The organism is Kibdelosporangium phytohabitans (assembly GCF_001302585.1).
Lineage (GTDB): Bacteria > Actinomycetota > Actinomycetes > Mycobacteriales > Pseudonocardiaceae > Kibdelosporangium > Kibdelosporangium phytohabitans.
Window position 1 is genome coordinate 8564274 of the sequence record NZ_CP012752.1, and the last position, 15555, is coordinate 8579828.

The 15555-nt window shown below is 70.4% G+C and carries 1 protein-coding gene (cut by a window edge); it reads right to left on the reverse strand.

Annotated elements, in window-relative coordinates; genetic code table 11:
• Positions 1–15555, reverse strand: partial view of a DnaJ domain-containing protein gene (locus AOZ06_RS38655; RefSeq protein WP_054293903.1) — the final stretch only. The gene runs 21909 nt beyond the window's last position; 15555 of the gene's 37464 nt are visible here — the last part of the coding sequence; the start codon falls outside the window, past its right edge; it ends in the stop codon at positions 1–3.

Sequence of the window (15555 nt, forward strand, 5' to 3'; positions counted from 1 at the left end):
CTAATCGGACTCCACGTCGGAGTCCACCCGCACCTCGTCGGCGTAGTCGATCAGGTCCTCCGCCGCCCGGCCGGAGATGCCGAACAGCCTGACGAGGTCGTCGGCCGTGCACGGTTCGAAAACGGGTGCCGCACGCACGTGGGCAAGGGCGAAGGGCATGATCTCCTTTTCGGCCGCCGCGCGGTCGAGGTGGAACAGCGCAACGAGGTCGTCCACTTTGTACCGCTTGCCGCTGCCGAAGACCTCACGCACATCATCCTGCACGACCGCCGTGATCGCCGCCTCCGCCAACGAGGGCGGCAGGAACTGGTCGCCGTCCGCCATGCCGTACCGCCAGGCCAGCTCCGCCGGAGTGGGGAGCTCGGTGCCGTCTTCCACCGCCTCGCGCACGTCGACCTTGGCGGCATCGACGACCACGGCCACGGCTTTGCCGAACTCGCCGCCGTCGGCCACGAAGTACCTCCGCGCGATCTCGGGCACGACGACGGGACGGCCGCGGTCGGCCGCGCGGCGAACAGCTCCCCTTGCCACGAGGCGTATCAGCCCGTTGGCGTACGCCAGGCTGACGCCGAATCTGCGGACCAGTTCCGCTGGGGCGTGCGGACGTTCGGCTTCCGCGGCGTCCGTCACGTACTCGAACATCGCTTCGCGGATCACGTCGTCCGCTCGCGATTCCGGCAGACCGTACTTCTCGGCCAGTTGCGCGGGCGTGTAGGGGATGACAACGTCCGCTTCCGCGCGTACGTCAGCCCGCATGATGGCGTCGACGTGGGCGTCCACTGCCTCCAGGGCGACGCCGTATCGCGTGGCGAGCGTCAGCACGCGCAGCGCCTGGCCCGGCTGACGGTCCGCCTGCGCGTCAGCGAAGGCGGCGGCGACCATCACCAGCTCGGCGGTGTCGTGGCCGAGGTAGTACTTCTCGGCGATCTCGTCCACAGTGTACGGCTCACCACGCTGCGCCGCACGGCGCACATCCGCGCGGGCGGCGGCGATGATCCGGTCGAGACCCCACCGGCTGACGAGGTCGAACCTGTCACCCAGTTCCTTGTCGGTGAACGGTTCCCCGCGCTCCGCCGCCGCACGCGCGTCCGCCTGGGCAGCGTCGTTGACGGTGTCCAGCACCTGTTCGTAGTCCACCTGGTAGGCGACGGCAGGCATGTCCAGGGCGGCTGTCGTGCGCGGCGGAGCGCCCACCATGGCGGAACGCACACCCCGGCGGCGCAGGTGGCTGACGAAAGCGTTCTCGGCCTGGTCGATGCCCCAGTCCTGCGACCGGCCCGCCCAGTCGGCGAGGTCGTCGGCGGTGACGACGTCCGACTCGTCGTAACGCACTGCGAACATGAGCTTGAACTGGGCGACAGCACTGATCACCAGCTCGACCTCGTCCCCGCTCAGTCCGGTCCGCCCGGCCAGGTCCGCAGGCGAGATCCGGGGATCGACGACACCGCGGTACACATCGGACGCCAGGTCGTGCGCGACCTGGTAGACCGCTCGCTCGCGGCCGATGCCCTGCTGTCGCATCAGGACGTCGACGCTGGACCGCCCACGTTCGTCGACCCGCCCCTCAGCGGACACCGTGTCCGAGCTGTCGTCCACGGTGTCGTGCAGGCTGTCCGCGAAGAGGATCGAGTCGATCGCGGCGCGCACGAAGGAGGCCCTCGCGTCAGCGACCTGCCACTCGGCCTCGGCGACGTCGACGCCGAACCGCCCAGCGAGGTCGGCGGCGACAGGGATCTCACCGCGGTCGAGCACCTCACGCGCGAACTCGAACACCGCACCCGCGCCTGTCTCGTGTTCGACGGCCGCCGGGCTGATGTCGTACCGCTCAGCCAGCTGGTCGGCGGTGAACAGACCTGTCGCCATGTCGGCACGGACCAGAACGCCGATCAGGCCGAACGCCCACCGCTGGTCCCTGCCGAACTGCTCGGCCAGGGTGATCGGGCTGCTCTGGCTGCCTGCCGAGCGGACCTCGGCGAGCGCCACCGCGCTCACCTCGCGCTCGACCTCCACGACGCTCATCCCGAATCGCTTGGCGATCACCGCGGTCGAGACAGGTATGTCCTCGTCGAGGTACAGGCGCACATCGGCACGCACCGCGGCGCGGACGGCGTCGTGTGCCGCTTCGAGGCTGATGCCGTACGTCCTGGCCAGCTCGTCTTCGGTGGGGCGTGGTTCGCCGTCGTACCCGGTCCTCGACAACGCGGCCGCGGCAGCCGCGACGATCTGGTCAGCCGCCTTCGCGACGGTGATCCCGTTCAGGTCCGCCAGTGCCTTGGCCGTCAGGGGCTGCCCGTCACGGGCCGCCAAGCAGGCGTCACTCTGGGCGCTCAGCTTCAGCTTCTCCTCGACAGCGATGGCGTTGACGATCTGGCGATCCGCCCACCGGGTGTTCATGCCGTACTTCCCGGCCAGCTCCGCCGCGTCGTACGGCCTGCCCGCTCCCGCTGCCTCGATCACATCGGCGTGGGCCGCGGCGTTGATCTGGTCGTGCGCCCAGTCGCGGCTCATGCCGTACTTGTCGGCCAGGGCTTTCGCGGTCAGCGGCTGTCCCGTGTCCGCGGCCGACCGCACCCACGACCGCGCGGTGAGCTCACGTTCCCCGGCCAAGGCGGGAACCAGCGCGTCCAGTGCGAAGAAGGCGTGCGAGAACACCGTGTCGGTCAGCGGTCCGCCCCAGTGCTGCTCCTGCTTGATCACCGCATCGGCCCACTTGCGGCCCTTGCCGTACCTGGTGGCCAGCGCTTCCGGCGTGATCGTGCCGCCGCCTTCGACGATCTCGCGCACGTCCGCGACCGCCGCGGCCCGCAGGATGTTCTTGGCTCCCGGCAGGTCGATCGAGTACTTCGCCGCCAACGCGGCCGAGGTGAACGGCCGACCGGCCGCCGCGGCAGCACGCGCGTCGAGGGCCACCGCGGCGTGCAGGCTGCCACTGCTCAGCTCGACCAGTCCGGACATCCGGTCGTGCCGGCCGTCTGCGGTGACCGCTCGCATGGCGCCGACCACCGCGACATGGAGCAGGCCCCGGGAGGTTTCCTCGTCGAAGCCCGATTCCCGGAACCACGACAGCAGGTTCTGGATCGTGGCACCTTGGCCGCGCCGCTCGACCGTGCGCAACTGCCGGCTCGCCGCACGGACCACCGTGGCCCGTGCCCACTCACGGCTCATGCCGAAGTCGAGAGCCAGGTCCATGACGGGATACGGCCGGCTGGTGCCCATGACATCGAGGACAGCGGCCTCGGCGACGGCGTCGATCTGATCAAGCGCCCACGCGATGTCCTTGCCGTACTTCGCAGCCAGCACCTCAGGTGTGAGCGATAGCGGGGTGGCCGAGGCACGGAGGATCTCGGCGCGCACGTCCGCGGCGTCCGGCTCGAGCACAAGGGCGTCGCCGCCTGCCGGTGCGCCGACGAGGAGAGTCGGGTCCAGCTCAGCGCCCGCCATCCGCGTCGCACCGGTCCGCGGGAAATGCAGGTACCCGAGCACATCGCCGGGACGGACGTCGGCCATCAGCTCACTCTGCAGGTCTCCGATGGCGATCTGCCCGTTCTCTGTCTTGACCAGCACACCGTGCACCAAACCGTTGGAGCCGCGCACGAACACAGCCCCGTGCGCGCCATCCGGCTGGCCGCTCACATGGCTGACCACCCTGTCGTACGACGCCCGCACCGCCGACCCACCGGTCATCTCGGCGATGGAAGCGACCGTCACCGGTCCGCCTTCTTCGATCTGCACGGTCACGCCCTCGGCAAGCGTGATGTCGGCGGCGATCAGCAACAACCCGCAGTTCTCGGTACGCCCCGGCAGTCCCTGCGCGAACGCGCGGCCGTTGATCCCCACGAACGCCGGGAACCGGTCCCGGAACGCAGCGGCGCTGTCCTCGTCGTCCGCGAAGGACCCGGCCGTGACGACCGGCAGGGCCGTACCGGCCGGGTACGGCCAGAACTGCACCGGTGCGACGTCACCCTGCTGGACGTTGCCCTGATCGTCCTGCGCTGCCAGGAGCATGATGGCGAAGTCGTCAGGATCCACATCGGACTCGGCGTCGCTGTCCCACGGCACGTTCCCGACGTAGTCGAGTACGGCTTCGGCATCCGCGGGATCGACGTGGTACCGCACAACGAGTTCGTCGGCGACGATCGTCTCCCCGTTCGCACGGGCCTCGCGGGCGAACGCCGTAGCCGCGGCCAGCAGTTCATGCGCGGCGTCCTCGACGCCGATGCCGTACCGCGCAGCGAGTTGCTCGGCGGTGTACCTGACATGCCCGTTGTCGAACGCCGTGGACAGGTCGGCCTGCACCGCCGCACTGATCACCTCGTTCGCTATCGCGGTGGGCGACGACTGGAGCCGCACGGCGACGGAGGCGAAGCCGTACTTCTTGGCCAGGGCTTCCCGCGAATAGGTCTGGCCCAGATCCGCCGCCGCGCGCACATCCACCTGCGCGGCAGCCCGGATCGCCGTCACAGCATCGACGGGGGCGGGGGCGGCGGCGTTCACGAACGGGTCGAAATCGTCGGCTTCCCTGCTGAAGTACCTGCTGTCCACGTCGTGGACCGTGTACGGCCGGCCACGCTCCGCCGCCGCACGGATGCCCGCACGCGCGGCGGCGTGCTGCACCAACCGGACCGCATCGTGCTGGAGGGCGAACCTCTCCTGCAGCTCATTCACGTTGTACGTGTGTCCGGAACGCGCCGCGTCGGTCACGTACTGCTCCGCGGCGGCCCTGAGCTGCTCGACGGCTCGCAGGAACGGTACTCCGTGGCTTTCCGCGAGCTGTTCCGCTGTACGTGGTGCACGGCGATCAGCAGCCGCGCGAGCATCGGCTCGCATGACGGCGTCGAGGTGGCTGTCCACCAGTGCGACATGGATGCCGTACCGCTGGGCATGTGCCCGGAGGTCGAGCTGCTGCTCCGGGAGGCGACCCGCGTTCGCGTCGGCCATCACCATCGCGATCAGCACCTCTTCGGCTGTCTCGCGGCTGGTGCCGTACTTCCGCGCGAGTTCGTCGGCAGACGCGCCGGGATCGGCTGCCGCCCGTACGTCGGCGCGCACGACCTCGGCGATCCTGTCGGCGGCCCACTGCTCGACGAGGAAGTACCTGGCGGCCAGTTCCGCCGCGGTGTACGGCTCTCCTCGCCCGACAGCCGCGCGGATGTCCGCCTCGGCAGCGGAGTCGAGCAGGTTCATCGCCCGCTGCTCGGTTATACCGTCCTGCCTGGACTGAATGCTGACGAACACGTCGGCCGTGACCGGTTGCCCGCCGTCGCTGTCCTGGTCGGCGTCGCCGAACTCGTTCGGCAGGGCTTCCTGGCGCAGGCTGAGGATGAACGCCTCCTCGATCCTGTCGCGCGCCCACTCCGTTGTCCTGCCGTGCCTTTCGGCGAATTCTTCGACGGAGACCGGACGGCCGCGCTCCCAGTTCGTGATCCGCATGTAGTCGGCCACCGCTGCCGTGTCGACCAGCAGCCCGGCTTCTTCGGCAGTGACTCCGAGCTGCCGGGCGTATGCGGTGGCCTGTGGCCATTCGACGTTCGTGCCGGCTATCCCGCTGATGAGGTGCGCGACGAGGAAGACCGCCCGTTCGCGGCTGAGCCCGAACCGTTTCGTCAGGACCTCGACAGCGAGATCTTCGCCGACGTCGTCGAGGAGTCCCTCGCCGATGTCGGCCAGCTTGCTGCGTTCGAGGAGAATCGCGTCTCTCGCGGCGTGCGCGTGCGTCATCTTCGCGGCATTGATCCGCGCCGCGGCGTCCGCGACGCTGATGCCGTACTCGCGGGCAACGTCCTCGGCGACGGGAGTCACGTCGCGGTCGAGCAACTCACGCGCGTGCTCGAACGCCGCGACGGCTGGGCTTGTCCGGTACTCGACGGCCTCGCGGCTGATCCCGTAGTGCGCGGCCAGTTCGTCAACGGTGAACAGGCCGGTCCGCATGTCGGCGCGCAGCAGAACACCGATCTGGTCGAACGCCCACCGCCTGCTCCTGCCGAACCGCTTGGCCATGGTGTCCGGGGTTCGTGCGCCGTCCGCCGTGCGCGCCTCGGCGAGCGCGGTGGACCGGACCTCGTGCTCCACCTCCACAACGCTTGCCCCGAGTTCGCGGGCGACGTTGACGACATCGAGCAGTTCGCCGCTGTCCGCCCGCTGCCGCACGACGTCGCGGACGGCGGCGCGCCGGGCGGCTCTCGCCGATTCGCGGCTGATTCCCAGCAGCTCGGCCAAGTCCTCGTCAGCGGGGGAACGGCCGGTGACGTCCGCGTACACGTTGGCCTTGGCGACGGCGGCGATCCGCTCAGCGGCCTTGGCGGCACTGATCCCGTGCCCGTCCGCCAGTTCCTGCGGCGAGTACACGACTTCATCCTCGGCGATGACGCCGTCAAGGGCACGGTCCTGCAGCTGTTGTTCGACGGCGAGCGCGTTGGCGAGCCGGCGGCGCGCCCACCTGGTGTTCGTGCTGTATTTCGCCGCCAATGTCTCGGCGTCGTACCGTTCGCCGCGCCCCGCCGCCTCGATCACGTCGGCGTGCGCGGCGGCGTTGATCTGGTCGAGAACCCACGCCGGGGACTTGGCGAGGCTCTTGGCCAGGTCCGCCACGGACCACGGCCGGCCGGCATCCGCGGCCTCGCGGATCACCGTCCGCGCCGGCAGCTCCTGTTGCCCGGCAACGCCCGGCAGAATCGCGGCCACCACGGGGAAGGCGTGGGAGATCGCCGGGTCGGCCAGCGGCCCGCTCCAGTGCGGTGCCTCGTTGAGCACCGCGTACGCCCACTTGGAATCCTTGCCGTACTTGGCGGCCAGGACGTCGCGGGCGACGGAGCCGCCGCCTTCCGCCACCTCGCGCACGTCGGCGAGCGCGGCGACACGGATCAGCTTTTCCGCCTCAGTACGGCTGATCCGGTACTTGCCAGCCACCGCGTCCGATGCGAGCGGCCTGCCGTCGTCCGCCGCCAGGCGCACATCGGACACCACCGCAGCCGAGACACACGCCCCGGGATCCCAGCGCCCGGATCCACCGAACTCGGCGATCAAGTCCTGCGCGCTGTACGGCCGGTTGTCGGCAGCGGCCGTGCGAATCTCGGCAATCGCCGCGAGTTCCACCAGGCCGGTGGACGTCGCATCGTCAGCGCCCGAGGCGCTGAACCAGCGGTGCAGCGATTCGATCGGGTCAGGTTCCCCGGTTGCCCGAAGCTGTGCGGCGGCGGCGCGGACGACCACATCCAGCGCCCACTCGCTGTTCACCTTGAAGTTCTCGACGACGGCCCGGATCGGATACGGCTCACCCGCGGTCATGGCGGCGAGGACCGCGGCCTCAGCGGCAGCGTCGATCCGGTCGAAGGCCTGCACGCGGGACGCGCGCTGCTCCTCCGTCAGCGACTGGTCAGTGTCATCGTCGCTGTCATCGTCGCTGTCCTCGGTGAGGCTCTCGTAGTCGGAACTGTCGTCGGTCAGCGCACCGACCAGGAGAGCTCCGTCCATCGGTCCGGTGCCCGCCATCGCCGCCGTGCCGGTCCTCGGGAAGTTCAGGTAGCCGACGACGTTGTCCGGGCGGGCATCGGCCATCATCTCGCGCTGCAGGTCACCGATCGGGACGAACTCGTCCGTGCCGTGCTCGACGAGCACACCGTGCACCATGCCGTTGGACCCACGCAGGAACACCGCACCGATGGATCCCTGTGGCTGACTGCGTGTGTGCTGGATGACTTGGTCGTACGAAGCGGTCACCGGCTTTCCACCGCTCCTCCTGGCCATGTGGGCGACAGTCACCGGGCCGCCCTCGACGACCCGCACTGTGACACCCTCGGCACGCGCTCGTTCGGCCTCGATCAGCAGCAGGCCGCAGTTCTCGGTGCGGCCTGGTTGCCGTTGCGCGAAGGCACGCCCGTTCACTCCCGCGAAAGCCGGGAACCGGCGCTGGAAGAACGCCGAGTTGTCCGCGTCGGCGGGGAAGGACGCGGCCGTGACAGCCGTTCCCGCGGGTTGTGCCAGCCAGGCAACGCGCTGAGCAGGCCGCCTGGGCTGGTCGTCGTCCGAGGAATCCGAGTCGTCGTCAGCGGAGTCGGAGAAGCCGGACGAGTCGGAATCGCCGCCCTGCTGGAAGCCGCCCTGGTTGTCGGGGTCGTCCAGCTCGGTCCCGAAGTCGCTGTCCGCCAGGATGTTGCCGGCGTAGTCGAGGTCGGACTCGGCGTCCTCGCGGCTGATGTCGTACCGCACCACGAGGTCGTCGGCGGCCAGCGGCTCCGTGTTCGCACGGGCCTCGCGCGCGAAAGCCAGTGACGCGGCGGCTATTTCGCGTTCGGCGTCCTCGACGCTGATGCCGTACCGCTCGGCGAGTCGCACGTCGGTGTAGACGGCAAGACGGTCGTCGAACGCCGTGCGCAGGTCGGCCTGTATTGCCGCACTGATCACCTCGCCCGCCATCGCGCTGACGACGGTGTCCTCGTCAACACGTCCGTAAGGCATCTTGTACTTCGCGGCCAGGGCGAGCGGGGAGTACGGCCTGCCGTCGGCCGCTGCCTGGCGCACGTCCGCCTGCGCGACGGCGCGGATCACCTCGACGGCCTCGAATTCCTCGTCGTCGGGGAAGTACCTCTGCTCGACGCGGTGGGTTGGGTGCGGCACCCTCCGGTCCGCCGCCGCGCGCACATCCGCCTGTGCGACAGCGTGCTTGATCCCCCGGGCCTGTTCGGGCGAGAACCCGAACCGCAACGACAACGAGCGCACAGAGTCGGGCATGTGGCTCGCCGCCGAATCGGTCACGTATTCGGTCGCAGCGGCGGCGATCTGTGCTTCGGCGCGCGAGCGCGGCACGCCGTACTTGTCGGCCAGCGCCTCGGCTGTGTACGACTCGACGCGGTCCGCCTGGCCGCGCACATCGGCACGCATGATGGCGTCGACGTGGGCGTCCGCGGTGTCCAGGCTGACGCCGTGCCGCGCCGCGGCCCTCCCGATGTCGAGCCGGCCGCCTGGCTCGCGGATCGCCCGTGCGTCGGCGAACGCCGCCGCGACCCGCACTTGATCGGCTTCTTGCTGGGCGATGCCGTACTTGCGGGCGATCTCGTCGCTGCTGTACGGCTCGTTCCGGTTCGCCGCCGCACGCACGTCGGCCAGCGCGACCTCAGCGATCCGATCGGCCGCCCAGCGGGTGACGATGCCGTACCTCGCAGCCAACTCCTGGGCTGTGTACGGCTCCCCGCGCTGGGCCGCCGCCGCCACATCCGCACGGGCGGCCGCGTTGAGCCAGCCAAGCGCCCTTCGACGGTCCACCCGGTACGTCATGGCCACTTTGGCCACGTACCAGGCCGTGCGCGGACGCGCGCCCACTTCCGCCGCCTGCACGGCGGCGGCACGGAATTCTCTGACGACAGCGGCTTCGAACCGCGCTCCGGCCCAGTCCCGTGCCCTGTCGTAACTCCCGGCGAGAGAGTCGACGGTCATCGCGTCGAACGGGTGCCCCGCCCGCCCGGCGATGTCGGCCACCGCGGCGGTCTCGATCAGGACCTCGGCTTCCGCCTGGCTCATCTGGTAGTGCTCGGCGAAAGCCTTGACGTCCGGTGCCCGGTCGCGATCGCGATCGACCAGGTCGGTCACCACGGTGCCGGCCGCCACGTGGACCGCTCGCTGCCGGGTGAGACCGTGCTTCCCGGTCAAGGTGCGGAGGCTGGCCAGGCCGGGCTCGAGCACCTCGCCAGTCCCCCTGCGCAGGCCGCCGGCGAAGAGGATCCGGTCGCTCGCGGCACGCACGTCGGCCACACCGGCCGCGGCCACCTGAGCCTCGGCCACATCGATGTCGACGTTGTGCTCGGCGGCCAGGTCCGCGGCGACGGGGTTCCCCCCACCGCGGAACACCTCGAGTGCTCGCGCGAGCACCGCACCCGGACCGGTCTGGTACTCGACGGCCTCGCGTGTGATGCCGTACCGCTCGGCCAGTTCGCCGGTGGTGAACAGACCGGTCCGCGCGTCGGCGCGGACGAGGACACCGATCACCTCGAAGGCCCACCGGCGGTCCTTTCCGTACCACTCGGCGATCTCGTCGGGACTGTGCGGGCCGTCAGGCGTGTGCACCTCGATGAGGGCGGCGGAGCTGATCACGTTCTCCGCCTCGGCATAGCTCATCTCGAACATCCTCGCGAGATCCGTGACGGTGTACGGATCGTCCGTGCGGGCGCGCTCGTTCACCTTGTACCGGGCGACGAACTGGATCGCGGTCCGCGCCTCGTCGACGCTGATCCCGCGAGCGGCGGCCAGTGCCTCCGGCGAGTAGCGCTGCTGCCAGTCAGCGGCCCGGTAGGCCTCGGCGATGGGGCCTTGGCGCACGGCCGCCTCGATGGCCAGCGCGTTGGCGATCTGGCGGTCCGCCCACCGGGTGTTCATGCCGTACTTCGCGGCCAACGTCCTGGCGTCGTACCACTGGCCGCTGCCCGCGGCGGCGATCACGTCCGCCTGCGCGACCGCGAAGATCTGCTCGTGCGCCCAGCTTCCGGTCTTGCCCAACCGCTTCGCCAGTGCCGCCGCGGTCAACGGTCGCCCGGTCGTGTTCCCGCGCAGCAAGGCCCGCGCGGCGGACTCGGTGTCCCCGGCAGGGGCGGGCATCAGGTCGGCCGAGACCCGGATCGCGTGGGACATGGCCGGATCCATCCGCGGCCCCGCCCAGCCGGGTTCTTCGTTGCTCCGCCCGTACGCCCACCTGCGGCTCTGGCCGTACCTGGTGGCCAGCGCGTCGATGGCGACGGAGCCACCGCCGTGACGGACCTGGCGCACGTCCGCGATCGCGGCGACGCCGAACAGCCGCAGCGCTTCACGCGGTTCGATCCCGTACTTCGCCGCCACCGCGTCCGCTTCGAGCGGGCGACCGGCGGCTGCCGCCGCGCGCGCGTCCAGGACCACCGCGGCGGAAACACAAGCCGAGGCGTCCCATCCCCTGTCACCGAACCGGGCAACCCAGTCCGCGGTGCGTTGCGGCCTGCCATCGGCCGCAGCGGCCCGGATCTCGGCGATCGCCGCGGATTCGACGACCGCGGTGGCCTGTGTGCCACTGATCCCGGCCTCCTTGAAGTCGTTGACCAGTGACACCATGATGCCGGGCCGTGTCCCGGCCGCGCGCAACCGCGTCGCCGTCGCGGCGACGAAGATGTCCCGCGCCCATTCGGTGGTCATGCCGTGTTTCGCGGCCAGCGCCGACAGGGTCTCCGGCTTCGCGGCGGCGAGCACCTCGGCCATGGCGTCGGCGTCGATCCGGTCATAGTCAGGCGAAGCAGGCGCGGCACTGTCCCTTGCAGACCCGCCGTGCCTGTTCGCTCGGTTGGTCAGCTTGCTCAGGACGCCACCGGCCCGGCCTCCCGCGCCGACCTGTGTGCTCTGGTGCAGCCGGCCACCGAACAGCGGCGCCGAACCGTTCCGCGGCAGGTCCATGTAGCCGACGACGTTGTGCGGACCGGCGTCCGCGATCGTCTCGTTCTGCAGGTCGGCGAAAACAAGGACGCCGCCCGCGCCGTGCTCGACGAGCACGCTGTGCACCATCCCGCCGGCACCGCGCAGCATCGCCACACCCATCGAGCCCACTGGCTGGTTGCGGGTGTGCCGCACGACCTGGTCGTACGACGCTTCCACCGCCGTGCCGCCGGTCGTCTCCTGCATCCGGCCCACAGTGATCGGTCCACCGTCGTCGACGTGCACCGTCACGCCTTCGGCCATGGCCTTCGCGCCCGCGATCACCAGCAGACCGCAGTTCTCGGTACGGCCCGGCACACCTCGCAGGAAGGCTCGGCGGTTCACGCCGAGGAACTGCGGGTAGCGGTGCCCGAAGAACGCGTGGGATTCCTCGTCACCCGCGAAGGAACCGGCCGTGAGCACCGTTGCCTGCGGCAGCGACACCAGCGGGTTCTTCACGTCGACCACGACGTCCGTGGCGGGCGGGCTGTACGGCGGCAGAGCCGGACTCGTGGACGAATCCCGTGCGGGCGCCCCGACGAGGAGGTTGCGGTCCATCGAGCGACCAACCATGGCGTCCGCGCCGGTGTTCTCGAAGTTCAGGAAGCCGACGACGTTGTCGGGCCCGGCGGCGGCCATCGTCCCGGTGTGCAGATCCGCCATCGGGAGGACGTCGTCCTGACCGTGCTCGATGAGCACGCCCTGCAGCACCTCGCCCGACCCACGCAGGAGCACCGCGCCGTACGATCCCCGCGGCTGTAGCTGCACGTGCCGAACGACCTGGTCGTAGTTCCCCCAGACCGCGTCGCCGTCGGTCCCTTCCTCCAGCACCCTGATGGACGTCGGGCGGCCACCGGCGTCGATGCCGAGCTGCCCGCCGACCGTGAGGACCTGGTTGGCCGCGATCAACCCCTGTCCACGGGAGGCACCAGCCCCGTTGATTCCCTGCAGCCACGCGAACCGCTGCTGTGAATACGCGGCGGACTGCTCATCGGAGGAGAAGTAGGAGTTCGTGACCACCGTCCACGCGGGCGGCTCCGTCCACGACTGGACGTACTCGGGCGGGTTGCCCCACTGCGCGTACGACTGGTCGTCGTACGCCGATGCTGCCTCCGGCTGCTGGGACCAGTCGACCTCGGGCGCTGTTTCGACGTACGCCGGAAGCGAGGAGTTCGCGGCATACGGGTCCTCAAAGGACGGTTCAGGCGCGGCGTTCTCAGCTGGCGCCCGTGTGGTGCGCGAACGTTGGCCACCTATGCGCCGCAGCGACGACAGGAACCCGGAATTCCGGCTGGACGAGTTGCGCGACGGCGACCCGACGAGGAGATCCCAGTCCAGAACCGGGCCGTCCAACCGGCCGGCACCAGTACCCGGCATCTCCATGTAGCCGACGACGTCGCCCGGGACGGCGTGGGCGATCGTCTCGCTCTGCAGATCCGCGAACACGACGGCGCCGTCCATGCCGTGTTCGACGAGCACGCCGTGCACCATGCCCTCGGAACCGCGCAGGAACGCGATGCCCCATGAACCCGCGGGCTGGTCGAGCGTGTGCGCGACGATCTGGTCGTACGACGCCCGGACCGCCGAGCGTCCGATCTCCTGCCCCAGCTTGCCGACCGTCACCGGTTCGTCGCCGTCGATGCCCACGATCAGGCCTTCGGCGCGGCTGCGTGCGGCCGCGATCAGCAACTGCCCGCAGTTCACCGCCCGGCGCGACATCCGCTGCGCGCGAGCGCGCTCGTTCAACCCCTGGAAGAACGGGAAGCGGTGGCTGAAGAACGCGGAATTTTCCGTGCCGTCCGAGAAGTACCGGGCTGTGACCACCTCACCAGCGCGAGGCTGGACGTACGGCGGAGGCGGCGTCGCCCGGCCGACCGGCACAGTCGACCGGGTGTCACGCAACGACGAGTCGTACGACGGCAGGGCGATGGTCGCGTAGTCCGGCAACTGCGCGACGGCATCGTCAGCCGGACGGTCGTTCTGTGTGTGCGCGGCGGTGAGTTGATGTTGTCCTCGCCGGAGCGTCGGTGCCCCGCTTGGGCCCGCTGTCCGCCGCCCGGTCCGCCGGGGGTTTCCCGAGCCCTCTGGCGGCGCCCCGACAAGGCGCTTCGGGTCCAGCGCGGGATTGGGCAACGGCGTCGAACCGGTCCTCGGCAGATCCATGTAGCCGACGACCTCGTCCGGCCGCGGGTCGAGCACCCTCCCGCGTTGCGGATCGACGAAGCTGGGACGCCCGTTCTCGTTGCGCACCAGGACACCGTGCAGCAGCCCACCGGGACCGCGCAGGAACGCCGTGGCCCACGAGCCTTCCGGCTGCCGGTGAGTGTGCGCGGCGATCTGGTCGCGGGACGCCGTGACCGGCGTTCCCCCGGTCTGCCTCGCCAGCGAACGGACGGACACCGGCACACCGGCACCGGCCTGCACCGTGACGCCGCCGGTCAAGGTCTTCTCGGCCGCGACCAGCGACGGCCCGCAGTTCTGCGTGTGACCCGGTGCGCGCTGCCGGTACTTCTCCCCGTTCACGCCCCACAACTGCGGGAAACGCCTCTGGAACTCGGTGCGAGCCGGGTTCTCGACCCAGATCTCCACCTCGGTCGGGCCGTCGGAGTGCACGAAGTGCGGCACCGCGTCGAACCCGAGGTCGCCGCGGGTCACCCGGTCAGCGGCCGGGACCTTCGACTGCACCAGCCCGAGAACCTTGTCCACTTCCCGCACAGTGGCGGCGAAGTCGTCCCCGACACGGGAGGAATCGAGGTTGCCGTGCACCCGGTAACGCACGGTCGGTCGTGCACCGGCGTCACTGGCGTCCAACGCCTCCCGCACAAGCGAGTACAGCTTGACGCGCTGGTCCACGGGCAGCCGCTGCGCGTCGGCGGGATACGTCACGCGCGTGGTGGGCCGGGTTCCGTTCAGGCCCGGGTCCTGCCGCGCGTGCGCCAGTTCCCTGAAATACGCGTCCACCGCCTGCCAGTAGGCGGCTGCGGCGGACTGCTCGGCCGCTGCCCGCTCACCGTCGGCGTCACCCGTGCCGGACGCTGTGGCGACACGGAGCATGCCGCGGGCCGTGTCCCATTCCTTGTCCCGTGCCGCCAGCTCCTTGGTGGCGTTGACCAGTGCCACCGGCAGGCGATCAGTCCGGTCTGTGCGGCGGATGACGTAACCGCTGTCGAAGTCGGCGTCCACCACCGCGGTGCGCTTGCGGCTGACGGTCGAAACAGGCTCGGCGACGAACCGGAACCGGGCACCGTGCGCCCAGACGCTGGTCGTCCCGTCCGTGTCCGGCTTCTTGGCCGACGCGGGGAGTTGCTCGCCGCCGGACTCGGACTGGTTCGCGCGCTCGTGTCCGGTTTCCAGGCCGCCGAGCGACGTCACAGGCAGCCCCCAGCCGGCTGCTGAGCCGAAGGGGTTGCGCGAGGGGTAGTCGGTCGAGCCGTGCGGCTGTGGCACTCCGGCGGCGACAAGCGGTACCACCTCCGCCTCGTACGCGTTGCCTGACCGGCGTTCCGTTTCCGACGCACCAAGCGTCTTCCTGTCGCCGCCCAGCTCGACCCGGGCACTCGCGCCCCGCAGTTCGCCGTGCCCGCGCGGCACCGAGTGCACAGCCAGTTCGATCCCGAGTTCCGGCGGCAACTCCAGCGACACCGCATCGGAGCCGTGCGTGCCCAGGGTCCCGGCCACGCGGCTGCCGGCGAGCTCGGCACGCAGCATCGCGCGCGTCACCACGTCCACCGAACCGCCCGCGGCCGTGATGGCCTGTTCCGCCGCGCGGACCAGGTCGTCGGTGTCGCCCTGGAAGTCGACGACCCGGTAGTTCGACTGGTCGTCCGGCAGCGGCTCGGCGGTCTCGGCGGCACGCCACTGCGCGATCGCCCGCTCGTCCGCCGCCACCGGGGACCGCTCGACGATCTCCCCGTGCCGGGAAGCCTCGCCGGTGTCGGCGACCAGGGTGTCTTCGATCGGGGTGTACGTGGTGACAGTGCGCGTGCCCGGCGCCGCCGCGACACGTTCGCCGTGCCGCTCGATGCGGACGTCGAAGAGCATCTCGGTGCGGTGCTCCGCCATCGCGCCCCGCACCGTCTCGGTGTGCGTCTCTTCGACGGCGTTCTCGTGCTTCGTGTTCAGGGTCTGTTTGAG